At 75.2% G+C, this 26,256-nt stretch carries 20 protein-coding genes; 8 read left to right on the top strand and 12 right to left on the bottom strand.

Annotated features, from left to right (window positions below; translation table 11 throughout):
- Nucleotides 1-6: 6 nt before the first annotated feature.
- Both KPF22_RS19975 and KPF22_RS19970 read right to left on the bottom strand, forming a co-directional pair.
- Nucleotides 7-5,028, bottom strand: a complete 5,022-nt coding sequence (locus KPF22_RS19975) for a SpoIIE family protein phosphatase (RefSeq protein ID WP_224402945.1) — start codon at nucleotides 5,026-5,028, stop codon at nucleotides 7-9.
- Nucleotides 5,029-5,174: 146 nt separating this feature from the next.
- Nucleotides 5,175-6,122 carry a helix-turn-helix transcriptional regulator gene (locus KPF22_RS19970; protein ID WP_208825658.1) on the bottom strand — a complete coding sequence of 316 codons (948 nt, stop codon included), beginning with the start codon at nucleotides 6,120-6,122 and terminating at the stop codon, nucleotides 5,175-5,177.
- 98 nt (nucleotides 6,123-6,220) lie between these two features.
- On the opposite strand from KPF22_RS19970, the gene KPF22_RS19965 reads away from it, so the two are divergent.
- Nucleotides 6,221-7,654: an amidase gene (locus tag KPF22_RS19965; RefSeq protein WP_208825661.1), complete on the top strand. Its 1,434-nt coding sequence runs from the start codon at nucleotides 6,221-6,223 to the stop codon at nucleotides 7,652-7,654.
- Between the two features lie 204 nt (nucleotides 7,655-7,858).
- Complete coding sequence (locus tag KPF22_RS19960; protein ID WP_139282678.1) at nucleotides 7,859-8,062, top strand: hypothetical protein; 204 nt, start codon at nucleotides 7,859-7,861, stop codon at nucleotides 8,060-8,062.
- A gap of 8 nt (nucleotides 8,063-8,070) precedes the next feature.
- Here the strand turns inward: KPF22_RS19960 and KPF22_RS19955 are convergent, their stop codons facing one another.
- The gene (locus tag KPF22_RS19955) at nucleotides 8,071-8,343 is read right to left on the bottom strand and encodes a hypothetical protein (protein ID WP_208825665.1); all 273 of its coding nucleotides are present in this window, start codon (nucleotides 8,341-8,343) and stop codon (nucleotides 8,071-8,073) included.
- Nucleotides 8,340-10,370 (bottom strand): fatty acid desaturase, encoded by a 2,031-nt coding sequence (locus tag KPF22_RS19950; protein ID WP_224402944.1) that lies wholly within the window; start codon nucleotides 10,368-10,370, stop codon nucleotides 8,340-8,342. Before KPF22_RS19950 ends, KPF22_RS19955 begins: the two co-directional genes overlap by 4 nt.
- A 117-nt stretch (nucleotides 10,371-10,487) precedes the next feature.
- Between KPF22_RS19950 and KPF22_RS19945 the strand changes: the two genes are divergently transcribed.
- Nucleotides 10,488-11,120, top strand: a complete 633-nt coding sequence (locus KPF22_RS19945) for a TetR/AcrR family transcriptional regulator (RefSeq protein WP_208825669.1) — start codon at nucleotides 10,488-10,490, stop codon at nucleotides 11,118-11,120.
- On the opposite strand, the gene KPF22_RS19940 is transcribed toward KPF22_RS19945, so the two are convergent.
- The 6 genes from KPF22_RS19940 to KPF22_RS19915 form a co-directional block, all read right to left on the bottom strand.
- Nucleotides 11,107-11,541 (bottom strand): hypothetical protein, encoded by a 435-nt coding sequence (locus tag KPF22_RS19940; protein ID WP_224402943.1) that lies wholly within the window; start codon nucleotides 11,539-11,541, stop codon nucleotides 11,107-11,109. The two genes, KPF22_RS19945 and KPF22_RS19940, sit on opposite strands and share 14 nt — an antisense overlap.
- A gap of 226 nt (nucleotides 11,542-11,767) precedes the next feature.
- Nucleotides 11,768-12,052: a muconolactone Delta-isomerase family protein gene (locus KPF22_RS19935; protein ID WP_208825673.1), complete on the bottom strand. Its 285-nt coding sequence runs from the start codon at nucleotides 12,050-12,052 to the stop codon at nucleotides 11,768-11,770.
- On the bottom strand, nucleotides 12,052-12,891 hold the full coding sequence (gene catA / locus KPF22_RS19930; protein ID WP_224402942.1) for a catechol 1,2-dioxygenase: 840 nt from the start codon (nucleotides 12,889-12,891) through the stop codon (nucleotides 12,052-12,054). The genes KPF22_RS19935 and catA overlap by 1 nt, the downstream gene beginning before the upstream one ends.
- Nucleotides 12,892-12,917: 26 nt before the next feature.
- The gene (locus KPF22_RS19925) at nucleotides 12,918-14,021 is read right to left on the bottom strand and encodes a mandelate racemase/muconate lactonizing enzyme family protein (RefSeq protein WP_224402941.1); all 1,104 of its coding nucleotides are present in this window, start codon (nucleotides 14,019-14,021) and stop codon (nucleotides 12,918-12,920) included.
- Complete coding sequence (locus tag KPF22_RS19920; RefSeq protein WP_224402940.1) at nucleotides 14,018-14,938, bottom strand: LysR family transcriptional regulator; 921 nt, start codon at nucleotides 14,936-14,938, stop codon at nucleotides 14,018-14,020. Before KPF22_RS19920 ends, KPF22_RS19925 begins: the two co-directional genes overlap by 4 nt.
- Nucleotides 14,939-15,048: 110 nt before the next feature.
- Nucleotides 15,049-16,239: an FAD-dependent monooxygenase gene (locus KPF22_RS19915; protein ID WP_224402939.1), complete on the bottom strand. Its 1,191-nt coding sequence runs from the start codon at nucleotides 16,237-16,239 to the stop codon at nucleotides 15,049-15,051.
- A gap of 166 nt (nucleotides 16,240-16,405) precedes the next feature.
- On the opposite strand from KPF22_RS19915, the gene KPF22_RS19910 reads away from it, so the two are divergent.
- Nucleotides 16,406-17,122: an alpha/beta fold hydrolase gene (locus tag KPF22_RS19910; RefSeq protein ID WP_062401998.1), complete on the top strand. Its 717-nt coding sequence runs from the start codon at nucleotides 16,406-16,408 to the stop codon at nucleotides 17,120-17,122.
- A gap of 120 nt (nucleotides 17,123-17,242) precedes the next feature.
- Here KPF22_RS19910 and KPF22_RS19905 read toward each other — a convergent pair whose 3' ends face one another.
- Nucleotides 17,243-19,759, bottom strand: a complete 2,517-nt coding sequence (locus KPF22_RS19905) for a hypothetical protein (protein ID WP_224402938.1) — start codon at nucleotides 19,757-19,759, stop codon at nucleotides 17,243-17,245.
- A gap of 212 nt (nucleotides 19,760-19,971) precedes the next feature.
- Here KPF22_RS19905 and KPF22_RS32750 point away from each other — a divergent pair, with 212 nt between their 5' ends.
- From KPF22_RS32750 to KPF22_RS19880, 4 genes are all read left to right on the top strand, one after another.
- Nucleotides 19,972-21,282 (top strand): TetR family transcriptional regulator, encoded by a 1,311-nt coding sequence (locus KPF22_RS32750; protein ID WP_308010438.1) that lies wholly within the window; start codon nucleotides 19,972-19,974, stop codon nucleotides 21,280-21,282.
- Between the two features lie 171 nt (nucleotides 21,283-21,453).
- Nucleotides 21,454-22,413, top strand: a complete 960-nt coding sequence (locus tag KPF22_RS19890; protein WP_224402937.1) for an MBL fold metallo-hydrolase — start codon at nucleotides 21,454-21,456, stop codon at nucleotides 22,411-22,413.
- Nucleotides 22,414-22,437: 24 nt separating this feature from the next.
- Nucleotides 22,438-24,156: an FAD-dependent monooxygenase gene (locus KPF22_RS19885; protein ID WP_224402936.1), complete on the top strand. Its 1,719-nt coding sequence runs from the start codon at nucleotides 22,438-22,440 to the stop codon at nucleotides 24,154-24,156.
- Complete coding sequence (locus tag KPF22_RS19880) at nucleotides 24,131-25,330, top strand: homogentisate 1,2-dioxygenase (RefSeq protein WP_208826136.1); 1,200 nt, start codon at nucleotides 24,131-24,133, stop codon at nucleotides 25,328-25,330. Before KPF22_RS19885 ends, KPF22_RS19880 begins: the two co-directional genes overlap by 26 nt.
- Before the next feature lie 13 nt (nucleotides 25,331-25,343).
- Here the strand turns inward: KPF22_RS19880 and KPF22_RS19875 are convergent, their stop codons facing one another.
- The gene (locus KPF22_RS19875) at nucleotides 25,344-26,255 is read right to left on the bottom strand and encodes an arsenic resistance protein (protein WP_307799897.1); all 912 of its coding nucleotides are present in this window, start codon (nucleotides 26,253-26,255) and stop codon (nucleotides 25,344-25,346) included.
- Nucleotide 26,256 lies beyond the last annotated feature (1 nt).

The raw sequence follows: 26,256 nt of genomic DNA, 5'->3' as shown, positions 1-26,256 counted from the left end.
GGGCCCTCACCCCAGGAGCGTGAGCAGCCCGGAGAGCTCCAGCGCGTGCCGCGCCGGACCCGGCGGCACCTCGACCCGCAGCCGGTGCCCGCGGGCGCCCGCCCGGTCGGCGGCCTCGGCGAGCAGGGCGGCGCCGTTGCTCGCGACGTAGGTCGGTCCGTCGAGGACGAGGAGCACCGGCCCGGCGGTGACCAGCTCCAGGAGCCGGTCGCGGATCTCGGCTGCCCCGGCGAGGTCGAGGTCGCCGGCCAGGGTGAGGCGGCGGGCGTCGCCGCTGCGGCCGTCGTCGTGCAGCTCGGTGCGCCGGCGTCCGGGGGAGGGCCGTACGGGCGGCGCGGGGTGCTGCGCCACGGCGGGCGTGCGCGGGTCCGGGGTGATCTGCATGCGCACCACGGTGCCCCCGCCCGCCGTGTCGATCTCGGCGGTGGTGGCGATGGCGCGGATCATCTGCAGGCCGCGTCCGCGGTAGCCGGGGTCGGGCGGCGGCGGCCGCCAGCGGCCGGTGTCGGCGACCCGGGCCCGGACGCCGTCGTGCGGGGTGTAGCCGAGACGCAGGTGCACCTCGCCGGGCGGGTCGAACTCGGCGTAGCCGTGCTCGACGCTGTTGGCGGCGGCCTCGTCGATCGCTCGGACCAGGTCGTCGCCGAGGTCCTCGGCCAGGCCCACATGGCCGGCCCAGCGCCGGACCCGGCGGCGCATCGCCGGCAGCTCCCGGGCGGACCCGGGGACGGTGAGGTCGATGTCGGGCGGGAGGACGCGGACGCAGACCAGCGCGGCGTCGTCGGTGTGGGCGGCCCCGGCCAGGGCCCGGCCGACGATCTGGTCGGCGAACTGCTCGGGCGGCAGCCCCGCGACCTCGGCGGCGATCCGGGCCAGCCGGTCCAGCCCCTCGTCGACGACCTCGCCGCGGCGCTCGACGAGCCCGTCGGTGTAGAGGACCAGCGTCTGCCCGGCCGCGATCGGGGCGACGCCCTCGCCGAAGGGCGGCCGGCCGCGGACGCCGAGGACGGGGTTGTGGCCGCCCGCGAGGTAACGGCTGCCGTTCTCGTCGACGACCAGCACGGGCAGGTGCCCGGCCCGCGCCCAGCGCAGCTCCCCGCGGCCGGGGTCGACGACCACGCAGGCCGCCGTCGAGTAGCGGGCACCGGGGATCCAGGTCGCGAACTCGTCGAGCAGCTCCAGCGCGGACGCGGGGTCGCGGCCCTGCCGGACGGCCCCGGAGAGCACGGTGCGCAGCTGGGCCATCACCGCGGCCGCCGCGACGCCCTGTCCGACGACGTCACCCACCGACAGCCCGATCCGCCCGTCGCCGAGGTCGACGACGTCGTACCAGTCGCCGCCGGCCTCGGTGCCCGCGGCGCCGGCCTGGTAGCGCACCGCGATCTCCACGGTGTCGAGGTCGGGCAGCCGGGTGGGCAGCAGCGTGCGCTGCAGGGTGTGGGCGACCTCCCGCTCGGCGCGGTAGAGCCGGGCGCGTTCGAGCGCCTGCGCGGCCGGGTCGGTCAGGGCGAGCAGGGTGGCGCGCTCGTTCGGGGTCAGCGGGCGCGGCGTCCCGAACGCGACCGCGATGACGCCGACGGTGCGGGCGGCGGTGACCAGCGGGAGGGTGAAGAGGGTCGCGTGGCCGAGGCCGTCGAGCAGGGTGGCGGTCTCCGGGTGGCGCTCCCGCCAGTCGGTGCCCGGTTCCAGCCACAGCGCGCGGGCCTGGCGGGCGGTCACCGCCGCCGGCACCGGCGAGGTCAGCGGCACCTCGCGCCACGCCTGCGGGTCGGTGACGCCGTGCAGGGCCAGTGCCCGCAGCTGCTGCCCGGCCGGGTCGAGCTCGTAGACCGCGATCCGGCAGGTGCCGAGCAGCGCCGTCAGGTGGGTGACGACGGTCCGGGCGACCTCGGTCGGGTCGGCGGCGGCCGACAGCTGCGCGGTGGCCCGCTGCAGCAGCGCCAGCCGGTCGGCGTTGGCCCGCTCGTCCGCGAGCAGCAGCGCGTTGTCGAGCGCGAGCGCGGCCCGGTCGGCGAGCTCGGTGACGAGCTCGATGTCGTCAGGGGTGTACGGCGTGGTCCGCGGGCCCCGGACCAGCACCAGGACGGCCAGCGTCCGGCCGCGCGCGGACAGCGGCACCCCGACCGCGGAGCGTGCGGGGATCGAGGAGCCGGGGACCGTCGCGCCGGGGGCGGTGTCGTCCCACAGGACGGCGGCGCCGGTGTCGAGGACCCGGAGGCCGAACGAGGTCTCGGCGGGGCGCTCGTCGAGCGCCTCCCCGGTCGCGGCGTCCGGACCGTACCGGGCGACGCGGACGAGCTGCCCGGCGTCGTCGACGCGGCGGACCGTGCACACGTCGGCCAGCCGGGTCTCGACGAGCAGCGCGGTCAGCCGCCGCAGCCGGTCGTCGACGCCGTCGGAGCCGTCCAGCTCCCGGCTGAGCCGGGCGAGCAGCGTCTGGCGTTCGGACTCGCGGTACCGGACGTTGATGTCGGTGCCGCTGCCCACCCAGCCGGTGACCGTCCCGTCGGTGCCGGTGTGCAGCGGGACGGCGTGCTCGAGGATCCAGCGGAAGGCGCCGTCGGCGCGGCGGAGCCGGTACTCGATCTGCCAGCCCGTCCCGGACGCGAGCGCCGGGGTCACGCGGTCGCGGTAGCGCTGCCGGTCCTGGGGGTGCAGCCCGTCGGTCCAGCCGTCGCCGAGGTCCGCGGGGACGTCGCGGCCGGTGAACTCCTGCCAGCCGGAGTTCACGTAGGTCCGCGCGCCGTCCGGGTCCGCGACCCAGATCAGGGCCGGGGCCAGGTCGGCCATGGCGGTGAACCGGGCCTCGGCGTCGCGGCGGACCCGGCCCAGCTTCAGGTGGGCGTTGACCCGGGCCACGAGCTCGGCTGCGGAGAAGGGCTTGACCAGGTAGTCGTCCGCGCCGGCGCCGAGGCCCTCGATCGCGGCCTCCTCACCGGCCCGGGCGGAGAGCAGCAGGACGGGCACCCCGGCCGTACGACGGTCGCCGCGCAGCGCCGCGAGCAGCTCCATGCCGTCGAGGACCGGCATCATGATGTCGGTGACGACCAGGTCCGGCGGGCGTTCCCGGGCCGCGGTCAGCGCGGCCTTCCCGTCCTCGGCGAGCTGGACCTCGTAGCGGTCGGCCAGCAGCCGCTGCAGGTACTCGCGCATGTCGGCGTTGTCGTCGGCGACGAGGATCCGGCCCGCCGAGGCCGGTGCACCCGGGCCCGTCCCGTCGACGACGACGGGCGCCGGTGCCGGTCCGGGCAGCCAGCGCAGCGCCTCGCCGACGAACGCCTCCGAGGTGGCGGTCGGTGCGCCGCCCGACGCCGTGTCGGTGACGCGGTCCGGGTCGAGGTGGGCGGTGCCGGTCGGGATCCGGACGGTGAACGTGGTGCCCGCGCCCGCGGTGCTCGCCGCGGTGATCGTCCCCCCGTGCAGGGTGACCAGCTCTCGGGTCATGGCGAGCCCGATGCCCGACCCCTCGGTCGAGCGGGCGCGGGCGCCGGCGATGCGGTGGAACCGCTCGAACAGCCGGGGCAGCTCCTCGGCCGCGATCCCGGCCCCGGTGTCGGCGACGGTCAGCTCGACCGCGTCGTCGCCGTCGGCGCGCAGGGCGACCGCGACGCGGCCGTCCAGGGTGAACTTCAGCGCGTTGGACAGCAGGTTGAGGACGACCTTCTCCCAGGACTCCCGGTCGACGTGGACCGGCCCGGGCAGCGGCGGGCAGTCCACCGTGTAGTCCAGCCCGGCGCGCTCCATCGCCGACCGGAACAGGCTGGTCAGCTCGGTGGTGAAGGCGGCGAGGTCGGTCGGCTCGAACGTGGCGCGCAGCCGTCCGGCCTGCAGCCGGGAGAAGTCGAGCAGCGTGGTGACCAGCCGTCCGAGGCGCAGCGCGTTGCGGTGCACGACGTCGAGCTCCGCGGCGAGCCGGTCGGGCCCCGGCGGGTCGTCGCGCAGCTGCTCGACCGGTCCCATGATCAGCGTCAGGGGCGTGCGGAACTCGTGGCTGACGTTCGAGAAGAAGTCGGTCTTGGCGCGGTCGAGCTCGGCGAGCGCCTCGGCCCGCTCGCGCTCGGCCTCGTAGGCGCCCGCGGCGACCAGCGCGGCCCCGACCTGGCCCGCCAGGAGGTCGACGAACGCCCGGTAGCGCTCGTCGAAGGTCCGGAACGGGTTCAGCCCGACGACCAGCGCCCCCCGGATCCTGGTCTCGCCCTGCGCCCCGGCGAGCGGGACCAGCACGGCGTGCGACGGCGGCCGGTCCCAGGCGCCGTGGGGCAGGCCCGGCATGCGGGAGGCCAGGTCCTCGAGGACCGCGGTGCCGCCCCCGCGCACCGGGTCGAGCGGCCAGGACGCCGGGTCGGCACCGGGAGCGTCGGCCGCGATGCCCGTGGAGCCGGCGAGCCGGGTCCCGCCGTCCTCGGTGAACTCGTAGACCAGCCCGAACGGCACGTCCTGCGGGTTGCCGGCCAGCGCACGCCCGACCGCGGCGTACGCCTGCGCCCCGGTGCGGGTCGGCCCCAGGTCGGCGGCGAGTTCGCGCAGCGTCTGCATGCGGCGTTCGCTGAGCACGCGGTCGGTGTTCTCGGTGACCACGCACAGCATCCCGGCGACGACGCCGTCCTCGTGCAGCGGGCTGTAGGAGAAGGTGTGGTAGGTCTCCTCGGGGTAGCCGCTGCGTTCGAGGAACAGCAGGAGGTCCTCGTCCCAGGTGGCCCCACCGCCGGCGAGCACCGACCCGATCAGCGGGCTGACGTCGTCCCAGACCTCGGCCCAGACCTCGCGCGCGGATCGGCCGAGCGCCCACGGGTGCTTGTCGCGCAGCGTGTCGCGCCGGTAGGCGTCGTTGTAGAACATCGTGAGGTCCGGGCCCCACGCCATCCACATCGAGAACCGGGAGTCGAGCAGCATCCGGACGACGCTGCGCAGGTCCGGTGACCAGCGCTCGGGCGGGCCGAGCGGGTGGGAGGACCAGTCGTGGGCCGCCATCGCGGCGTGGACGAGGTCGGACCGCGTGCTCTCGACCGCGTCGTCGTCGCCGCGCATGAACCACCTCCTCGGCCCCGTCGGGTGGCCGTGGAAAATCTAGCCGACCTCGTCCGGACGTGCGCCACTCATCTCCGCGGCGCGACACCGTCGTCCGGCTCCCGGCCCGGCCGGGGTCCGCGGAGCCGTTCGGCGGTCGACGCGGGTCAGACGAGCAGCCCCCACCTCGCCGCCGTGGCCGCCGCGGCGGCCCGGTTGCGGCACCCGGACTTGGCGAGCACGTGTTCGACGTGCGTCGCGACGGTCCGCGGCCCGATGCCCAGCACCGCCCCGATCCCGCCGTTGCTCAGTCCCTCGGCCACCCGGGCGAGCACCTCCAGTTCCCGCACCGTCAGCCCGGCGGGCGCCGCGACCTCGCGGTGGACGACCACCACACCGGTCTCGGCGCGGTGGAGACCGACGTCGTGCACGGTGCCGCCGTGCACCACCAGGTGGTGGGCCGGTCCGCCGTGCAGGCGCCGGGCGGCCCCGTGCAGCGGTGCCGGCGGCTCCAGGAGACCCACCCGGGCCCGGGAGGTCAGCGCGACGACGCGACCGTCGGGGCGGAGCAGCAGGCCCTCCCGGTCGTCGTCGCCGAGACCGGCCGTGCAGAGCTGCAGCCGCGGCACCGGGTCCAGGGAGGCGGCGAGGTCGGAGCCGAGCAGCGTGAGCAGGGCGACGGCGTCGTCGTCGGGATGGCGGGTGCCGAGCGTGCTGGCGTTCACCATCCCCACGTAGCGGCCGTCCGCGGCGAACAGGCACTGCGTGATGCCGTCGCGGAACCCGTTCGGGCCGATGACCGCGTCGAAGATCCGGCCGCGCCGTCGGGCCACGGGCAGGTCGCGGACCCGGACCGGGACCCGGCCACGACGGACCGTGACGAACAGCGGGTCGGTGTGCATGGCGTGGTCGATGAAGCCGGTCAGGTCGGACGGGTAGGTCGAGGCCAGGGCGCGGTGGCGGCCCAGCGCCGGGTCCCACACCGACAGCGCGGCGCAGTCCGACGACACCAGCGCCGCCAGCCCGTCGAGCACGACCGCGGCCGAGCCCGGGGTCCGGCCACCGTTGCGGCGGAGGAAGGCGCCCAGCTCGCGTGCCGTCGCCAGCGCGGTCATGCCCCAGCACGCTAACGGGCACGCGGGATCCGTCAATCGACCGATTCCCGCAGCCGGTCGCCCGCCTACGGTTCGCCCACCCCACGGCAGGAGGAACCATGGAACCCGGTGAGTACGCCGAGCTCGACGCCACCGCCCTCGCAGCGCTGATCCGCGACGGCGAGGTGACCGCCGAGGAGGTCGCACGGACCGCGACCGAGGCACTCGCTGCGGTCCAGCCCGCGGTGAACGGGCTCGTCGACGGTCCGTTCGCCAGGCCGCTCGACCACGCCGCGGACGGGCCGTTCGCCGGGGTCCCCTTCGGGTTGAAGGACCTGATCGCGCACGCGGCGGGCGTCCCGACCCGGTCCGGTACCCGCCTGCTCGGCGACGGCGTCCCGATGCCGACCGACACCCACCTCGTGGCGCGCTTCCGCCGCGCCGGGTTCGCCACACTCGGGCTGACCGCGACCCCGGAGCTCGGCTTCAACGCCAACACCGAGGCCGTCGCCACCGGCTCGGTCCGCAACCCGTGGGACCTGTCCCGCAGCCCCGGCGGGTCGAGCGGCGGTTCGGCGGCCCTGGTCGCCGCCCGAGCCCTGCCGGTCGCGCACGCCAACGACGGTGGTGGCTCGATCCGGATCCCCGCCGCCGCGTGCGGACTGGTCGGGCTCAAGCCCAGCCAGGGCCGCACCTCACCCGGCCCGGACCACGCCGACCCGCTCCTCGGAATGGGGGTGGAGTTCGTCCTGACCCGGACGGTGCGCGACTGCGCCGCCGTCCTCGACGCCGTCCACGGCCACGAGCCGGGCGACCGCCACGCGTTGCCCGGCCCCGTCCGCCCCTACGCCGACGAGGCCCGAGCCGGCAGCCGCCCGCTGCGGATCGCGCTGCACACCGCCCCCTTCTCCGGTGGCGGACCGGTGGACGCGAGCTGCGTCGAGGCGACCGAGGCCGCCGGCCGGGTGCTGGAGGAGCTGGGCCACCACGTCGAACGGGCGGCGCCGCAGTTCGACGGTGCGGCGTTCGACGACGCCAACTTCATCGCCTGGACCGCGTTCCTCGCCGACGGCGTCGACGGCCTCGCCGAGGCCCTCGACCTCACCCCCGGCCCGGAGCACCTGGAGGCCACGACGCTCGCCTGCGTCGAGCACGGCCGCACGCTGCGTGCCGCGGACCTCTTCGCCGCCGACCGGGTCGTCAACGCCGTCCGCCGGACCGTCGCGGACTTCCACCGCACCTACGACCTGATCCTGACGCCGACCATGAACGTCCCCAACACCGCGGCCGGGCACCTGGACGCCGACGACGCGTCCCTCGGTGCCCGCGGCTGGTACGACCGGATCTTCAGCACCGCCGGGTTCACCGCCCTGTCGAACATGACGGGGAACCCGGCGATCTCGCTGCCGCTGGGGACCTCGGCGGAGGGCTGGCCGGTCGGCGTCCAGCTCGTCGCGCCCTACACGGGCGAGGCGACGCTGCTCGCGCTGGCCGCCGACCTGGAACGGGCGCTGCCCTGGGCGGACCGCCGCCCCGGGACCCTCGTCGGCTGACCGGGGGAGATCCCGACCGGACCACCGCCGGCGCGCCCACGACCACCTCGGTAGGAGCACCTCCGTGGTGACCGGGCGGTCGTGGTCGCGCTCGCCGGGACGCCTCCGGACCGGCTGGTGGACCGGCGTCGACGCCAGGGCCGGTCCCGTGTGTCGGACCGGCCACGCCGGGGCCGGCCGGGCGCCCTCGGTAGGCTCGGGGTCATGTCCGGAGCGACCGTGAACGACCCCATCGCCGAGCTCATCGCGTGCCGGGACTGCGGCCAGGACTGCCTGCTGCAGGTCGCGGACCTCTGCGCCGACTGCATCGCCCGGATCGGGACCGCCGCCGACGACGCCGACTACCGCGCCTGGCGGACGGAGAACGAGCGCCGCGTGGTCACCGGGGAGCTGACCGGCGCGATCTGACCGGCCGGTCAGCGGACCGCGCCCACTCCCCGGCCGGTCCCGCGGTCGCCGGTGCCGCCGGGTCCCGGCCCGGACCCCGCCCGCGCCGACGCGCTCGCCCTGCACGGGGAACGGGTCCGGCACGGCACCGTCGCCGACGACCGTACCGAGTGGACGACCACCCCGGCGCCGACCACGGTGTCGTCGTCGATCGCGACCAGGGTCTTCCCACTGATCGCGGCGCCGTGGTCGGATCGTGCCGGGACGAACCGCGACACCGAGGCCGGAATGTGCGTGGTCACCGGTCGTAGTCGATGGTCACCTCGTCGGTGGTGGGCCGGGACTGGCAGGTGAGGATCGCGCCGCAGGCCACCTCGTCGTCGGTGAGGGCGTAGTTCTGCTGCATGTGCACCGCGCCGGTGACGACCTGCGCGCGGCAGGTGCCGCAGATGCCGCCGGCGCACAGGTACGGGGCCTCGACCCCGGCGTCGAGTGCGGTCTCCAGCAGCGATGCGGTGCCCCGGCTCCGGGTGACGGTCTCTTGCCCGCCGCGGCGGACGGTGACCACGGCCGGACGGGTCGGGACGGAGTCGCCGTCGTCGCCGGAGGGGGCGACGAAGAACTCCCGGTGGACCCGGTCCGGGGTGACACCGTGGGCGTCGAGGACGCCGACGAGCTCGTCGAGCATCGGCGGCGGCCCGCAGAGGAACCAGTCCGCGTCGTCCACCGGCAGCGTGGTGAGGTGCTCGGCGAACCGGTCCGCGCCGAGGCGGCCCGGGACGACGGTGCGCGTCGTGCCGTCCGGTGCGGACCCGGCGGCGCCGGACCGCGACTGGTGGTGCACGACGGTGAGCCGGCCCCCGGAGCGGCGGACGAGTTCGTCGAGCTCGTCGGCGAACATCGTGTGCTCGGTGTCGCGGTTGGCGTACAGCAGGACGGCGCGACGGTCGGGGTCCTCGTCCAGGGCGGCGGTGAGGATCGCGATGACCGGGGTGATGCCGCTGCCCGCGGCGACCGCGGCGACGGTGCGGCCCCCGCGGGGGCCTGCGGGCAGGACGAACTGCCCCGAGGGCGGCGTGACCTCGAGGGTGTCGCCGACGGCGAGCGCGGAGCCCGCCCACGTCGAGAACCGTCCGCCCTCGACGCGGCGCACGGCGATGCGCAGCGCCGACCCGTCGGTGGAGCAGATCGAGTAGCTGCGCCGCACGAGCTCGCCGTCGATCCGCGCGCCCACGGTGACGTGGCGGCCGGGGCGGTGGGCGAACACGTCGCGCAGCTCGCCGGGCACCTCCAGGGTGACCGCGACCGCGTCCGGGGTGAGCCGGTCCACCGCGGTCACGCGCAGCGGGTGCGGGCGGGTCGGGAGGTCGGCGTCGCGGTCGGTGTGCGAGGTCAGCCGTCGCCACGCCCGGTACTCGGCGGGGGACAGGTTCGAGCCGAGGACCGTCGTGATCGGGACCGGGCGGTCGAGCCAGTCCGACATCGCCCGGCGCCACACGTCCTGGTAGCGGTAGAACGGGACGGTCGGGTGGATGTGGTGGACCAGGTGGTAGTTCTGGCCGAGCATCAACGGGGTGACCAGGCGTTCCCAGCCGACCCGCATGCGGGTCGCGGCGAACCGGTCGGACCGGGCGGTCTCCCCGAGATCGTGGTGGGGCAGCCAGTCGAACCACCAGGCGAGCAGCGCGATGCCGAGCCGCTGCGGGATCAGGTAGATCACCAGCAGCTCCCAGCCGTGGCCGGTCACCGCCGTCGCGACGAACGCGGAGACCACGACGAGGAACACCACGGCCTGCTCGACGACCTCGGCCCGCGGCCTGCTCGGGATCCGGGGCAGGTAGAACCGCACGTACCAGAGGTCGATGGTCATCCAACGCAGCGGCCAGCTCCACGCCGGGCCCGACTCGGTCCACGCGTCGGGGTCGCGGGAGGTGTCCTCGTTGGTGTTGCGGTGGTGCTCGATGTGCAGGTAGCGCAGCATCGGGAACGCGGCCCAGGCGACCACGAACAGCATCGACAGCCGGCCGAGCACCTCGTTGACCCACCGCAGGCGTCCGCCCGCGAGGTGGACCGTCTCGTGCAGCACCGTGAACATCGCGAACGTGACCAGGGCGTGCACCGGCACCGTGACCAGGTAGCGCCACGGGTCGGTCCCGGTCAGGACCAGGGCGGTCGCCCCCACCCAGGCCGCGAGCGAGCCCAGGAACAACGCCAGGGTCGGCAGTGCGACGACGGGGAGCGTGATCCCCGGGGTGGGTACGGGCCGCCCGGGGTCCGCGGGCCGGTCGCCGCCGGCTCCCTCGCGTGTGGTTCCCGCCGCCGTACTCATGGCTGCCTCCTGACCGGACGGAGCGCGGTCGTCGTCGACCGCCCGTGGGGATACTTGACAGTTATGGGTCATATGTCAACAGATCAGTCATCGGTGGCTGCTCTGTACAGTGCAGGCGTGGCGGGCTCGGGTGCGTTCCGGCGGGAGAGGCGGGAGGTCCTCCGCACGCGGCTCCTCGACGCCGCGCGGGACATCACGACGGAGTCGGGGTGGTCGTCGCTGACGATGAGCGCCGTCGCCGGGCGTGCGGGAATCAGCCGCCAGCACCTCTACAACGAGATCGGCACCAAGGCGGAGCTGGGCAGCGCACTGGTCGGCCGCGAGACCGACGGGTTCGTCGCGGTGATGTGCGAACAGATGCGTGCCCACCCCTCGGACGCCGTCGCCGGCGTGGTGGCCGCGGTCCGTGACGTGCTGGAGTACGGGGCGCACAACGCGCTCCTGACGTCGATCCTCACCGTCGACGAGGGCGCGGGGGAGAGCCTGCTCCCGCTGGTGACGGCCCGGCCCGACGTGGTGCGCGACCGGGCGGCGACGGCGCTGCTGCGCGAGATCTCCGCGCTCCACCCGGCCCTGGCCGGTGCCGCGGACCTGCCCCGGCTCGTCGACGGGGTGGTGCGGCTGGTGGTCAGCCACGCCACGTCACCGGGGGACTCCACCGAGCCGGCGGTCACACAGGCCGAGTGGCTGCTCCGCGGCTTCCTCGACGGCGCCGCCCGGCCGGGCAGGAGCGGGGTCAGCCCCGGCTGAGGACGTCGAACCCGGTCGTGACGACGCCGTCGCCGACGCAGCGCTGGATGTGCGGCCGCGCGATGCCGATCGCGGCGACCCCGGGCACCGAGCCGCCCGCACCGAGCAGCGCCCGCCCGGCGGCCCGCAGGACCGCCGCGCCCCGGCGCCGGTGCCCGTCACGGGGCGGGACCACCGACAGGCACACGCGCTGGCACACCGTGCCGTCGGCCGCGGCGCGCGGCGGCGACCAGGTCAGGGCCAGCACGTCCTCGGTCGCGCGGGCGGGCACGGCGAACGATCCGCCGATCCCCGGCAGCGCGACGACGGTCGCGAAGGTGACACCGAGCCGGGCGAGGGCCGGGGCGCCGGCGAGCAGCAGCAGGGTCTGGTCGCGGGCGAACTCGGCGGGTCCGACGAGCTGCAGATCCGGTTGGATCATCGGGCCTCCGGGGACGGTCGTCGCTGTGTCCCCGACGGTAGGACGCCCCACCTCAGCCCGCGGACAGCCCTGGGGAAGCCGACGGTAAAAACGGGCCGGGCTCAGCCGGGCAGGTGCTCGCCGAACCGGTCCCGGGCCGGGTGCCCGGAGGCGGTGAAGGCGTCGAGGTAGGCGTCGACGCGGCCGCCGGGACGCCCGTCACCAGGCCCGGACGCCCCGGCGGGGCTCAGGCGTGGATGTCCGACGGGTGCGTGGCCAGCGGCGTCACCTGCATCGTCATGTACGGGAACAGCGGCAGGCCCCAGAGGATCTCGTGGAGCTGCTCGTTGTCGCGCACCTCGAAGATCGACAGGTTGGCGTACTCGCCGACGCAGCGCCAGATGCTCACCCACTCACCCGAGCGCTGCCACTGCTGCGACCAGGCCTTCTCCCGCGCCAGCAGGTCGGCCCGGACGTCGGCGTCCATGTCGGCGGGGAGATCGACCTCCATCCGGACGGCGAAGCGGGCCATCAGGCGGGGTCCAGCGCGAAGTCGTAGGTGACCTCGTTGCCGGTGCCGTCGGCGGCCGGGCCGGGCCGCAGGACCAGCTCCGGCTTGACGGCCTGGGCGACGTCGTCGGTGACGTAGTCGCCGCCGTCGAAGTACAGCTGGGTGGTGACCAGCTGCTTCCCGGGTGCGGACACCTTGAGGTGCAGGTGCGCGGGGCGCCACGGGTGCCAGCCGGCCGCGGTGATGAACGCACCGGTCGAGCCGTCGGTCGGGATCTGGTACGGCGCGGGCTGCATGGTGTGGAACGCGAAACGCCCGTCGGCGCCGGTGTGGACGACCGCGCGCAGGTTCCACTCGGGGATGCCCGGGGCGAACTGGGAGTAGTAGCCCTCGTCGTCGGCGTGCCAGAGATCGACCGTCGCGCCGGCGACCGGGGTGCCGTCGAGGTCGGTGACGGTGCCCTGGAACAGCAGCGGGGTGCCCTTCTCGTCGGGACGCATCGGCATCGCGGACCCGGACTCGATGACCGGGGCGCCCGGCACGTAGTACGGGCCCTCGATGGTGCCGACGGCGCCGCGGCGGTCGGCGTTGGCGACCTCCTCGACGACGTGCTCGACGAACACGTCGAGGAACAGCGGCCACTCGCCGTCGGCGCCGACCTGGATCAGCCACGCCTTGAGCGCGTCGTACTCGGCGTAGGTCACCTCGTGCTTGCGGATGACCTCGTGCAGGGCCTGCAGGGTGTCGGTGGCGATGGCGGACACCCGGGCCGGGTCGGCGGCGGCGCCGGTGCGCTCCTTCCTCGCGAAGGTGGCGGTGGCGTTCGCGCCGGAGCCGGCGGCGGTGGCGGTCTCGGACATGTCTCTCTCCTGTGGTGGGGCGGTGCTCAGGTGTCGGTGCGGTAGTGGGCGAGCTTGTCGGGGTCGACGTCGACGCCGATCCCGGGCCCGCCGGGGACGCGCAGCTCGCCGCCGCTGATCCGCAGCGGCTCGGTGAGCAGGTCGTCGCTCATGTCGAGGTAGTTCGACAGCTCCCCGGCGCGGGCGCTGGTGTGGCGGTGCGCCGCGCCGAAGGCGACCGTGCAGGCGGTGCCGAGCTGACCGTCGATCTGGTTGCCCATGACCACCTCGGTGCCGAGTCCCTCGCACAGGTGCAGCACCCGCTGCGAGCCGGTGAACCCGGTCCGCGCGGTCTTGATGCTGATCATGGTGGCGGCGCCGTCGAGCAGCTCGCGGGTCACCTCGCCGGGCCGGGTGGCGGACTCGTCGGCGACGGTCGGGACGGTGGTGCGGGCGGTGAGCCAGCGTCGCCCGAGCACCTGGTCGGCGGGCATGAGCTCCTCGGACAGGGTCAGGCCGAGGTCGGTCATCTCGTCCAGGGCCCGCGCCGCCTCCGACGCGGTCCAGCCGCGGTTGCCGTCGACGTAGAGCTCCACGTCGGGGCCCAGCGCCTCACGCAGCGCCCGGCAGGCGCCGGTGTCCAGCGCGACGGGGCGGCGGCCGACCTTGACCTTGAAGGTGGTGACGCCGTGCTCGTCGCGCATCCGCTGCGCCTCGGCGACCATCACGTCGTCGGGGGCGAAGCCGACCATGTGCGAGACCCGCATCCGGTCGGTGTATCCGCCGAGCAGCTCGGAGACGCCGACGCCGAGCCGGCGCCCGATGACGTCCCAGACGGCCATGTCGATCGCGGCCTTCGCGGTGGGGTTGCCGATCGTGCGGTCCAGGACGGCGTGGATGCGTTCCCGTTCGAACACGCTCAGGCCCACGATCTCCGGGGCGAACACGGTGTCGACCACCGCGCGGATGGAGGCCTGGGTCTCGCCGTAGGTGTAGGGGCGGGGCGGGGCCTCGGCGACGCCGACGACGCCGTCCTCGGCGTGCACCCGCACCAGCACGTGGTCGGCGGTGTGCACCTCGCCGGAGGCGAACCGCAGCGGTTTGCGGTAGGGCACGGCGAACGGGATCGCCTCGACGGCCACGATCTTCACTGCTGTCCTCCGGGGACGGTGGCGGGGCGGGGGTCCAGCTCGTGGGCGCGCTCGGCGAGCACGTCGAGCAGCCGGACGAGGGCGGGGGAGTCGTCGTCGGTGCGCCAGGCCAGGGCCAGGTCGACGCGCAGCTCGCGGTCCAGGTCGGCGTAGACGACGCCCTCGGTGCCCAGGGCGCGCACCGACTCGGGCAGCAACGCCACCCCGGCACCGGCGGCGACGTGGGTGAGCAGGATGGGGGTGTCGCGGGCCTCGGTGCGGCGCCGCGGGAGGAACCCGGAGTCCAGGCAGCCCTGGGTGGCGACCGAGTCGACCACCGACCCGGGTGCGCCGTAGGCGACGAAGTCGTCACCGCGCAGCTCGGCCAGCGCGACCGTCCCGGCCCCGGCGAGCCGGTGCGTGGCCGGCAGCGCCGCGAGGAGCCGTTCCTGGGCGATCGGGCGGACCGACATCTCCGGGCGCACCACCGGCGGGCGCAGCACGGCGAGGTCGATGCGGCGCTCGTCGAGCGCGTCCTCCTGGGCCGCGGTGAGGAGCCCGGGCAGGAACCGCAGCGAGACGCCCGGCATCCGGCGGGCGGCGACCCGGGCCAGCCGCGGCAGCAGCCGATAGGCGGCGAGGTCGGTGGCACCGACGGTCACCACGCCCTCGGTGCCCGCGGCGACCTGCTCGACGCGGCGCCGCGCGTCATCGACGCCGGCGAGGATCCGCCGCGCGTCCTCCAGCAGCGACGTTCCCGCCGGGGTCAGGTCGACCCGTCGGGTGGTGCGCTCGAACAGGGTGGCGCCGACCTGGCTCTCCAGCTGGCGGATGGCCTGGGAGAGCGGGGACTGGGCCATGTGCAGCCGCTCGGCGGCGCGGCCGAAGTGCCGCGTCTCCGCGACCGCCACGAAGTAGCGCAGCTGCCGCAGATCCATGTCCGTCACCTCCCTCGCATCCGGCGCATCACCTGACGGTAGGCGTGCGACTCTGTAGACACAAAGACCGGAAAAGGCGAGATTCAGAGGTGGAGTAGCTGAATCTCGGGTCAGGCCGGTACGGGCCGGGTGTCGGCCCGCGCGTCGACGCCGTGGATCCAGGTCAACCACGGGTCCAGCCCGGTCAGCCCCGCGTTGCGGGCGTCGGCCGCCGGGCCGTCGGGCAGGTGCAGCAGGCCGCTGGTGACCAGCGAGCTGCGCTGGATCGACCGGGTCCGCGCCCGCCGCAGCCGCTGGTAGCGGTCGAACACCGCGGTGTGGCCGCCGTCGAGCGCACCGGGGGCGGCGAGCAGGTCGGCGAGCACCGCCGCGTCCTCGATGGACTGGTTCGCGCCCTGACCGTGGTGCGGCAGCATCGTGTGCACGGCGTCGCCGAGCAGGACGACGCGGCCGCGGGACCAGCGCGTCATCGGGGGAAGCGTGTACAGCGGCCAGCGCGGGGACTGCGGCACCGCCGTCAGCATCTGCACGACGCCCGGGGACCAGCCGTCGAAGGCCCGCGCCAGGGTGCCGGGGTCGGTGTCGGTCGGCCCGGTCTCGCCCGTCCACGGGTCGGGGCCCTCCAGCACCGCGAAGAAGTTGATCTGCTCGGCGTGCGGGCCGATCGCGTAGTGCAGCACGTGCGCGTCCGGGCCCATCCAGAACTGGATCGCGCCGGGGTCGGGCAGCAGCGGGGCGTCGGCGACGTCGACGATCCCGCGGAAGGCCGACGTCCCGGTGTAGCGGGGGCGGGCCGTGGGGTCGACGACCGAGCGCACCCGGGAGTGCACCCCGTCCGCACCGACGACGACCGGGCCCCGTACGTGCTCCCCGGAGGCGAGGGTGACCGTCCCGTCCGGGTCGACCGCGGTCACCTCGCAGCCGAGCCGCACCATCCCGGCGGGGCAGGCGCCGGCGAGGACCCGCTGGAACTCGGCGCGGTGGATGCCCAGGTAGGGGGCGCCGAAGCGGCGCCGGTAGCTGCCGTCGGAGCCGACCGGGAAGGCGGTCACCCGCTCGTCGTCGCGCCAGCCGCGGTGGATGAGCTCGGTCGGCTGGGCGGACACCTTCTCCAGCTCGCCCAGCAGGCCGAGCTCGTCCAGCGGGCGCAGCCCGTTCGCCGACAGCGCGACGGCCGCGCCGACCTCGCGCAGCTCGGCCGCCCGCTCGAGCACGGTGACCCGGACGCCGCGGGCGTGCAGCGAGAGGGCCAGCGAGAGGCCCCCGATCCCGGCACCGACGATCACCACTGATTCGTCCATGACTCTGATCCTGACACGGATACCGAGGGGGTATTCCTCCACTGATCGTCTCAGTCGGGACCCCTTTCGGCACGACCCGCACGGCCTCTTCTCCGGGCCCCGCCGGTCCGCCAGGCTCACCCGCCGGGGGCCGTTGCCCCGTTCCGACCTCGACGAGGAGTGAGTGATGTCCGAGACGTTCGTGCTGGTGACCGGTGCCTGGCACGGGGGCTGGGCCTGGCGCCCGGTCGCCGAGCGGCTGCGCGCTGCGGGACACCGCGTGCTGACCCCCACCCTGCCGGGGCTGCACGACGGTGACGACCCGACCCGCTACCGGCTGTCCGACACCGTGGACGCGGTCGTCGACCTGATCGAGTCGCACGACCTGACCGACGTGACTCTCGTCGGGCACAGCTGGGGCGGCTACGTGATCACCGGTGCCGCGCACCGGGTCTCCTCCCGGCTGCGCAAGCTCGTCTACTGGAGCGCGTTCGTGCCCGCCGCGGGCCGCTCGCTCAACGACGAGGTGCCCCCGCAGTACCGGGAGCTGTTCGAGGGCCAGGCCGCCGCCTCGGGCGACAACTCCGTGGCGCTGCCGTTCGAGGTGTGGCAGGGCGCATTCATGAACGACGCCGACGAGCCGGTCCAGCGCCTGGTGCACGAGCTCCTGGTGCCGCAGCCGCTGCAGTACTTCACCGAGACCGTGGAACCGATCGACCCGGCGACGCTCGGGGTACCGGTGGCCTACGTGCTCTCGACCGAGGACGTCGCGCTGCCGCCCGGCGAGTACGGCTGGGACCGCTTCCCGCAGCGGCTCGGGGTCACCCCGGTCACCGTGCCGGGCAGCCACGAGGGCTGCTTCACCCGCCCCGACGCCCTGGCCGAGGCACTGCTGAAGGCCTGACCCCCGCCGCCGCGCGCCCCGGCCCCCCGCCCCCCACCCCACCCCGCCCCGCCGTCGCGCACGAACGGGCCCCTCGTACGGAAGGTTCGTACGAGGGGCCCGTTCGCGCGGATCCGGGGGTCAGCCGGTCGGGGACTCCTGCGCGCCGTCACCGGGCGCCGGGTCCTGGCCGAGCTGGTTCGGCGGGAACCGCAGGGGCGGGAGTTCCTGCAGCGGCGCCTGCGGGGCGTTGCCCACCTCCGGCGGGAGCGGCGTGCCCTGCGCCGGGTTGCCGAGCGGCGCCAGCGGGTCGGCCGGCGCGAACGTCGCCGGCTTCGCCAGGCCACCGGAGTCGCTGCCGTCGAAGGACTCGGTCCGGCCGCAGCCGTCGAGCATGACGGTCAGCGGGCCGTCGGTGTGCACGTCGAGGCGGGCGTCGCACCCGACGCCGGCGCGCTCCGGGTCGACGGTCACGGTGCCGACCCCGGCCGAGCGGATCTCCAGTACGTCCTCGGCGTCGGCGTCGACCGGCGCGTCGAGGTGGCGGAACTCCCGCAGGTACGGGTTGACCGGCGAGAACGTCCCCTCGACCTGACCGACCTCCTGCCCGGCCGCCGGGACCGGCGCGTCGGCGCGGCCCTGCCCCCGGGTGATGACGTCGATCGCGCCCAGCTCGTGCGGATCGCGGCTCTGGATGCCCGACAGCCAGTAGGCGTGGTCGCCGACGAGGCCGGCCTCCGGGTCGTCCATCAGCGGGTTGCGCACGTAGGTGACGTGCGGCGGGTCGACCGCGCGCGGCTCGTCGCCCATCCAGCGGGCGGCCAGGTCCCACATGCCGTTCTTGCACATCACCAGGTGCTCGGCGGCGAGGCCGACGTGGCTGACGAACTCGTAGTCGTAGTCCCCGGCCCGGTAGAGGTCGGCGCGCTCGCGGGTGATCGGGTAGGGGATGAAGTCGTCGTTGACCCCCGCCCACTCCATCACCGGCTGGTTGCGGCGGCTGGGCAGCAGCTCGGAGATCTTCGAGCCGGGCTCGTGCCTGGTGACGGTGTCGACCCCGGCGGTCTCGGCGACCTCGTCGGCCACCCCGTTCACCCCCGGCAGCGACGGCGCCACGTTCAGCCCGTCGCAGATGAACGCCCTGGCGAACACGTCGGGGAAGGTCAGCGACAGCTTGTTCGCGGTGTAGGCGCCGGAGGAGAACCCGCCCATCGCGGTGCGCTCGCGGTCGAGGTCGTAGTGGCGGCGGGCGTCCGCCAGCGCCTCGAAGACGATCGCGCCGCCCTCGCCGTAGCCCCAGTTGTCGGCGCCGCGGAAGTCGACGTCGATCACCATCGTGGGGTCGCCCGGCCGGTCGGCGAACTGCCGGTAGAGGTCACGGTCGCCGGCGACGTCGTCGCCGGGGCGCAGCGCGTAGCCCTGGGTCCAGACCATCGAGGCGTAGCCGTGCGACGGCGCGGGGGCCTCGGGGACGTAGACCGTGTAGCGCTGCATCCGGCCCGGCAGGTCGGGGACGCAGTCGTCGCGGCAGGGGTAGCCGAACGACAGGCTCGGCCGCCGGTCCCCGGAGCCCTCGCCGGAGCCGGTGGCGATGCCGCCCTGCTGCAGCCCGGTGCCCGGTGCGGGACCACCCGGGTCCGACGGGAGCCTGCGGCCCTGGGCCTTCTCCGAGTGCGAGGCGAAGACCCGGGTCACGTAGCCGGAGGTGGGGACACCGGACTCGTCGTCGGTGCCGGCGCGGAGCTTCCCGAAGTCGACGTCGGCGAAGAACTCCGACAGGTCGCCGTTCGCGATCGCGCGCTTCTGGTCGTTGTTCCGGTAGGGCGCCTCGAAGGGCTCGTGGAACCGGAAGGCCGCGTCGAAGAACGCCGACGGCGTCGGGTCGCCGACGACGGCGCCGCCGGGGTGCGTCGCGTCCGCGGTGACCTGCGGGACGAGGTAGGCGTCGGCGTCGCGGTCCCACAGCCCGGCCGCGGCGGCGAGTCGCTGCGTGCCGTCGGCGGGGTCCCACGCGGAGTGCGGCACGCGGATCTCGACCTGGCGCCGCTCGACGTCGACGTGCACCTGTGGTGCGTCGGGCAGGGTCCGCCCGGTGGCCGCGTCGACGATGTCGCCCCCGCTGCCGTGCACCGTCACGAACACCTGGGCCGGCATGACGGTGTTCGCACCGTGCGGGGCCTCGCGCGGGGCGTCCGAGCCGCCGAGCGCGAGGGTCAGACCGAGCAGCCCGGGGTCGGTCATCGTGTTCATCGTGACCCGGAACGCGGTCGCGTCGTCCTGGGGCTTCGCGCGGACCTCGAGGATGTCCGCGGCGTTGCGCCGGTAGGCGGCGTCCTCGGGGTAGGTGTAGTTGCGCAGCAGGGTGTCGTTGGGCCAGCGGTACTGGTTGCCACCGCCCTCGTCGTCGTAGACGCAGCCCTGGTGCACGTACTCGCCGTGCCGGTAGGCGCTGGTCATGCAGACGCCGATCGGGTCGGCGGACCAGATGCCGGTGTTCTGCAGCTGGGGCGCGTCCACGGCGGGGGCGCGCAGCAGGTCGGGACCCGCCGTGTCCGCCCGTCCGCCGGGCGCCGCGAGCGCCGACCCGGCGCCGACCGCCGCACCGGCGATCAGGCCGGCGACGACGAGCGCCACACCGGCTCGCTTCGTCTTCTTCATCGGGAGCCTTCCACCGGCGCCGCCCGGTCGCGCCTCACTGCGCGACGGGATGCGGGCGGCCCCGTCGCCTGCCTCAACTGATCCGCCATGAGCCCGGTGACGTGCGACGACGACTTATCGTTAGCCCGAATGGACTAGGATCGTCCGGATCTGGATGCTGCCATCATGGTTCTCCTGGTGTAGAAAAACGGGAGCTACCACGAGGAGTGGCCGTGCCGAAGCGGGTGGACCACGAGCAGCGCCGGGGCGAGATCGCCGACGCCGCCTGGCGGCTGATCGCCGAGCGCGGTCCGGACGCGGTCACGCTGCGGGAGGTCAGCGCGGCACTGGGGGTCGCACACGGGGCGCCGGCGCACTACTTCGCGGGCCGCGCCGCGATCCTGGAGTGCGCGTTCCGGCGGGCCCTCGACGACCTCGACGCCCGGGTGGCGCGGCGTGCGGCCGGGCTGTCCGGGGTCGCGGCGCTGCACGTGTTCTGCGAGGAGGTCATCGCGCACACCGGGACGCCGTTCGCGCGGGTCGCGGCGTCCGGACCCGGGCCGGCCGCGGTCCTCGCCGAGGTGACCGTGCGCTGGCGGACCCGGCTGACGGCCCGGTTCGAGGAGGGCCGGCGGGCGGGCGGGATCGTCGCCCCCGCCCCCGACGGGGTGCTCGTGGAGCAGCTGCTGGCCCTGCTCCACGGGGTGCAGGCACTGGCGGCGCCAAGGCCGGGCGGAGCGGGAACGACGCCGGAGCCGGGCGGAGCGGGAACGACGTCGGAGCCGGGCGGAGCGGGGACGGCGCCGGGGCCGGGCGGAGCGGGGACGGCGCCGGGCGAGGTGGTCGCCGCGTTCCTCGCAGGGCTCGGTGGCGGCGCGACCCGGGCCGGGACCGCCGGGCCGGGCGGGGACCCGCCGGGAGCCGGGGCGCGGTCACCGGGCCGGGCGGCGGCCGCACGGGACGGAGCCGGCGACGGCGTGGGCGGCGTGGGCGGCAGCGGGAACGGCGCGGACGGCAGCGGGAACGGCGCGGACGGGTTCCTCACCTTCACCGACGTCGCGCTCGCCCGCACCGGCGATCGGCTCCCCGGCACCGACCGCGAGGCCATGGCGCTGGTGCTGAACCTGCACCGGATCGCCGGCTCCCTGGTCTACGACCTCGAGTCGACCGTGCACCGCCCCGCCGGATGGAGCTGGTCGGCGTTCCGGCTGCTGTTCACGCTGTGGGTCGCGGGCGGGCAGGAGGCGGGCCGGGCGGCGGAGCTGTGCGGGATGAGCCGGGCCGCGGTGTCCAGCCTGGCCAACACCCTCGCCGCCGGTGCGCTGGTCCGGCGCACGCCGGCCGCCGGCGACCGGCGGACCGTGCACCTGTCGCTGACCGACGCGGGGACCGACCGGCTGGTCGCCGCGTTCGGCACCCACAACCGTCGCGAGTCGGAGTGGGCGGCGCTGCTCGGCGCCGACGACCTCGCCGCCCTGAACACCCTGCTCGTCCGTCTCGCCCGGGCGGCGCACCGGGCGGACTGGATCAACCGGCGGACCTGAACCGCTCGGCGCGCGCCGCCGGATCGGCCCTGGCGTCGGGCGGCGCGGCCCTCTACGGTTCTGCACAAGTGATTCAACCTTTGATCGTCTGGGGTGCCCGGCCGGTCGGAGGTCCCGACGACGGGTCGCCGCGGTCGCCGCCCGTCTCCCGGCTCCGAGAGGACACCCGCCGTGGCCAAGCCCTTCGCCTCCTCCGCCGACACCGCCGCCAAGGAGCAGACCCTCGAGGTGCTCGAGGACGGCGTCTACGCCCTCACCGCCGAGGGCGACCCGAACATCGGCGCGATCGAGGGGGAGGACTTCGTCGTCTGCTTCGAGGCCCTCGCCACCCCGGTCGCCGCCCGGAAGTGGCTCGCGATGCTGCGCGAGCACACCGACAAGCCGGTCCGGTACCTCGTGCTGTCGCACTACCACGCGGTCCGGGTGCTGGGCGCGAGCGCGTTCGACGCGCAGACCGTCGTCGCGCACGAGGCGACCGCGGCCCTGATCGCCGAGCGTGGCATGGAGGACTGGGCCTCGGAGTTCGCGCGGATGCCGCGGCTGGCCGAGGCCGCCGACTCCGTGCCCGGACTCACCTGGCCGACGCTCACCTTCGCCGACCGTCTCACCCTCGACCTGGGCGGTGACCGTGGCGAGCTGGTGCTGCAGTTCCACGGCCGCGGCCACACCGAGGGCGACATCACCGCCTGGCTGCCGCGGCACCGGATCCTGTTCGCCGGTGACCTCGTGGAGGCCCGGGCCGCGCTCTACACCGGCGACGCGTTCCACCGCGACTGGGCGGGCGGCACCCTCGACCGGCTCGCCGCGCTCGGCGCCGAGCAGCTCGTCGGCGGGCGCGGCGCGGTCAGCCGCGGCCGCGCCGAGGTCGACGCCGCGATCGCCCAGACCCGCGGGTTCCTGCAGGTCATGATCCGGGAGGTCGGCGCGGTGCAGGGGCGCGGCGGCACGCTGAAGGAGGCGTTCGAGGCGACCCACGCCGCACTCGTCGACGACTACGGGCACTGGCCGATCTTCGAGCACTGTCTGCCGTTCGACGTCTCCCGGCTGTGGGACGAGCTGTCCGGTGTGGAGCGTCCGGTGATCTGGACCGCGGAACGCGACCAGGAGGTCTGGGCCCGGCTGCAGGGCTGAGACACCGGTGAGGGAGGGGAACCCATGTCGACGTCCGCCGCGCCGGCCTGGCCGTCGCTCCCCGTCCTGGTGCTCGGCGCCGGGCCGGTCGGGCAGACCACCGCGCTGCTGCTGGCCCGCCACGGCGTCCCGACGGTCGTGCTGGACCGCCGCCCGGAGCGGGACCGGGCCGGGTCGAAGGCGATCTGCCAGCAGCGCGACGTCCTCGACGTCTGGGAGTCCGTCGGTGCCGGGCGCCGGATCGCCGACGAGGGCGTCACCTGGACCACCGCGCGCACCTTCCACCGCGGCACCGAGCTGTTCGCCCACACCTTCGCCGAGCCGGGGCGGCCCGCGTTCCCGCCGTTCGTGAACCTCTCGCAGGCCCGGACCGAGCAGATCCTCGACGAGCGGATCGCCGACGAGCCCCTGGTGGACCTGCGCTGGGGGCACGACGTCGTCGGCGTGGAGCAGACCGCCGACGGTGTCGCCGTCACCCTCGACGGCGGTGGGCGGGTCGCGGGGAGCTTCCTGGTCGTCTGTGCCGGTGCCCGCGGCGACGCGCTGCGCGGGTTGCTCGGAGTCACCTTCGAGGGCACCAGCTTCGACGACCGATTCCTGATCTGCGACGTCCGCGCCGACCTCCCGGGGTGGGCCACCGAGCGCCGCTTCCACTTCGACCCCGCCGCGAACCCGGGCCGCCAGGTGCTGGTCCACCCCTGCCCGGACTCGACGTTCCGGATCGACTGGCAGGTCCCGGCCGGGTACGACCTCGACGCCGAGACCGCGTCCGGCGCGCTGGACGCCCGGATCCGCGCGGTCATCGGGGACGTCGACCACGAGGTGGTCTGGTCCTCGGTCTACCGGTTCCACTCGCGCGTGGTGGACCGGATGCGGTGCGGCCGGGTCCTGCTGGCGGGCGACACGGCGCACCTGGTGTCCCCGTTCGGTGCCCGCGGGCTGAACTCCGGCGTCGCCGACGCCGAGAACGCCGCCTGGAAGATCGCCTGGGTCGGCCGCGGCTGGGCGCCGGAGGAGCTCCTGGAGAGCTACCACGGCGAGCGGCACGCGGCCGCCCGGGAGAACGTCGCCGTCACCACCGCGACGATGGACTTCCTGGTCCCGCGGGACGCGGAGCGGGCGCGGGCCCGCGCCGAGGTCCTCGCCGCAGCGGCGACCGACCCCGCGGCCCGGGCCCGGGTCGACTCGGGCCGGCTGGCCGAGCCGTTCTGGTACGTCGACTCCGCCCTGACCACCGCCGACCCGCGGCGGCCGTTCGCCGGGCGCCCCGCCCGCGGCGAGGTCCCGCCCGCCGGACCGGGCGTGCTCGTCCCGGACGCCCCGGTGCGCACCCCGGCCGGTCCGGGACGGCTGCGCGCGCTGGCCCGCGACGGGTTCCTGCTGCTCACCGGCCCACTGGCCGACGCGGACGCGGTCGCCGCAGCGGCGGCCGGGGCGCCCGGCCCGGTCCGGGTGCTCGCCCTCGCCGAGCTGGACGGCCGCACGGACACCGGATCCCTCGACGGGGACGGGGACGGAGGCGGTCCGACGGTGACGGCCGCCCTGGCCGCCCGGCCCGACGAGGTGTGGCTGCTCCGCCCGGACGCCCACGTCGCCGCCGTGCTCGCCGCCCCGTCCCGCGACGACGTCGCGGCCGCCCTCGCCCGCGCGACCGCCCGCGGCACGACGGCGCCACCGCCACGGACACGGACATCGAACGGACCGGAGGAGGGCCACGATGGCGTACTACAGGCGAGCCGGTGACGTCCCGCCGAAGCGGCACACCCAGCACCGACGCCCCGACGGGACGCTGTACCACGAGGAGCTGATGGGGGAGGAGGGCTTCTCCTCGGACTCCTCGCTGCTCTACCACGCGGGCGTCCCGTCGGCGATCGTCGACGCCACCCCCTGGGACCCGGGGGACCAGTCGCTGACCGACAACCGGCCGCTCCTCCCACGCCACCTGCGGCTGCACGACCTCGGCACCCCGGACTGGAAGTCGGTCGACGTCGTGACCGGGCGCCGGCTGGTGCTCGGCAACGCCGACGTGCGGATCTCCTACGTCGTCGCGGGGGAGACCAGCCCGCTCTACCGCAACGCCGTCGGCGACGAGGTCGTCTACCTGGAGTCCGGGTCGGCGATCGTCGAGACCGTGTTCGGCGCGCTGGACGTGGCCGGGGGCGACTACGTCGTCCTCCCGCGGGCGACGACCCACCGCTGGGTCCCCACCGGGTCCGAGCCGCTGCGCGCCTACGCCATCGAGGCGTCGTCGCACATCGCCCCGCCCAAGCGGTACCTGTCGCGCTACGGCCAGCTGCTCGAGCACGCCCCGTACTGCGAGCGCGACCTGCACGGACCCGGGGCGCCGCTGCTCGTCGAGCAGACCGACGTCGAGGTGCTGGTGAAGCACCGCGGCGGGCCCGACGGGATCACCGGCACCCGCTACGTGGTGCCCACCCACCCGTTCGACGTCGTCGGCTGGGACGGCTGCCTGTACCCGTACACGTTCAACGTCGCCGACTTCGAGCCGATCACCGGCCGCGTGCACCAGCCGCCGCCGGTGCACCAGGTCTTCGAGGGCTCCGGCTTCGTGATCTGCAACTTCGTGCCGCGCAAGGTCGACTACCACCCGCTCGCCGTACCGGTGCCCTACTACCACGCCAATGTGGACTCCGACGAGGTCATGTTCTACTGCGGCGGCGACTACGAGGCCCGCAAGGGCTCCGGGATCGGGCAGGGGTCGATCTCGCTGCACCCGGGCGGGCACAGCCACGGACCGCAGCCCGGCGCCGTCGAGCGGGCACTCGGCGCGGAGTCCTTCGACGAGCTCGCGGTCATGGTCGACACGTTCCGGCCGCTGGCCCTCGGTGAGGGCGGACGGGCCTGTGAGGACCCGTCCTACGCCTGGAGCTGGGCGGGGCGCGGCCCGGCCCGGTGACCGGGTCGACCGCTCACCGGGCGGGGACGAGCACCGGCACCAGCCGTACCAGCACGACCAGGGCGACGAGCTCGACCAGGGTCTGGGTGACGACGGCGAGCGGGGCGAGGGCGAGCGCGCCGGGCAGCGCCAGCGCGAGCGGCAGGACGACCAGCGAGTTGCGGGTCGTCACCGAGAACACCACCGCCCGGGTGGCCGGCACGTCCAGGCGGGCCACCCGGGCGGTGAGCAGACCGATCACCACGGCCGCGACGACGAACGCCAGGTAGAGCGGCACCAGCCGCACCAGGGTGAGCGCCTGCGCCCCGACGGCGGCGGTCTGCGAGCCCACGACCGCGGCCAGGGTCGCCGCCATCAGCGGCACCATCGCCCCGGCGACGGCGCCCTCGACACGGGCTGCGCGGCCGGCCGGGCGCCGTCGTCGCAGGCCCTGGACCAGGGCCGCCGCGGCCAGCGGGGCCAGGACCAGTACGAGGAACGCGTGCAGGAACGGCCCGGCCTCGACCACGGCGAGGACCTCCGGTCCGGCCGCGAGCCACAGGTAGCCGGGCAGCAGGAGCATCTGCGCGACCATCAGCAGCGGCGTCGCGGCGAGCATCTGCGCGCGGGCGCCACCGGCGAGCCCGGTGAACACGACGACGTAGTCGATGCACGGCGTCAGCAGCACGAGCAGGACGCCCACGAGCAGGCCGCGGTCGTCGGCGACCCAGCGCGACAGCCCGATCGCGACCGGCGGGACCACCGCGGCGTTCGCCACCAGCACGACGACCGGGAAACGGGTACCGGTCAGGGCCCGCGCGAGGTCGACGAGCGGGACCGCGAGGAACGTCGCGAACAACAGCAGCGCGAGCAGCGGGGTGACCGACGCGGCGAGCGCGGGCGCGGCCCGCGGCGCGAGGAGACCGAGGAGCGCCCCGGCGAGGATC

The sequence above is a fragment of the Pseudonocardia sp. ICBG1034 genome, assembly GCF_020131375.1.
Classification (GTDB): domain Bacteria; phylum Actinomycetota; class Actinomycetes; order Mycobacteriales; family Pseudonocardiaceae; genus Pseudonocardia; species Pseudonocardia alni.
Note: the sequence above shows the minus strand (reverse complement) of the source record. Positions and strands in the feature narration are given on the sequence as shown.

Bases quoted from the DNA above. Each gene is read 5' to 3' on its own strand.
- KPF22_RS19975 (WP_224402945.1), bottom strand. From the start codon at position 5,028: ATGCGCGGCGACGACGACGCGGTCGAGAGCACGCGGTCCGACCTCGTC.
- KPF22_RS19970 (WP_208825658.1), bottom strand. From the start codon at position 6,122: ATGACCGCGCTGGCGACGGCACGCGAGCTGGGCGCCTTCCTCCGCCGC.
- KPF22_RS19965 (WP_208825661.1), top strand. From the start codon at position 6,221: ATGGAACCCGGTGAGTACGCCGAGCTCGACGCCACCGCCCTCGCAGCG.
- KPF22_RS19960 (WP_139282678.1), top strand. From the start codon at position 7,859: ATGTCCGGAGCGACCGTGAACGACCCCATCGCCGAGCTCATCGCGTGC.
- KPF22_RS19950 (WP_224402944.1), bottom strand. From the start codon at position 10,370: ATGAGTACGGCGGCGGGAACCACACGCGAGGGAGCCGGCGGCGACCGG.
- KPF22_RS19940 (WP_224402943.1), bottom strand. From the start codon at position 11,541: ATGATCCAACCGGATCTGCAGCTCGTCGGACCCGCCGAGTTCGCCCGC.
- KPF22_RS19935 (WP_208825673.1), bottom strand. From the start codon at position 12,052: ATGGCCCGCTTCGCCGTCCGGATGGAGGTCGATCTCCCCGCCGACATG.
- catA (WP_224402942.1), bottom strand. From the start codon at position 12,891: ATGTCCGAGACCGCCACCGCCGCCGGCTCCGGCGCGAACGCCACCGCC.
- KPF22_RS19920 (WP_224402940.1), bottom strand. From the start codon at position 14,938: ATGGATCTGCGGCAGCTGCGCTACTTCGTGGCGGTCGCGGAGACGCGG.
- KPF22_RS19915 (WP_224402939.1), bottom strand. From the start codon at position 16,239: ATGGACGAATCAGTGGTGATCGTCGGTGCCGGGATCGGGGGCCTCTCG.
- KPF22_RS19910 (WP_062401998.1), top strand. From the start codon at position 16,406: ATGTCCGAGACGTTCGTGCTGGTGACCGGTGCCTGGCACGGGGGCTGG.
- KPF22_RS19905 (WP_224402938.1), bottom strand. From the start codon at position 19,759: ATGAAGAAGACGAAGCGAGCCGGTGTGGCGCTCGTCGTCGCCGGCCTG.
- KPF22_RS19885 (WP_224402936.1), top strand. From the start codon at position 22,438: ATGTCGACGTCCGCCGCGCCGGCCTGGCCGTCGCTCCCCGTCCTGGTG.
- KPF22_RS19880 (WP_208826136.1), top strand. From the start codon at position 24,131: ATGGCGTACTACAGGCGAGCCGGTGACGTCCCGCCGAAGCGGCACACC.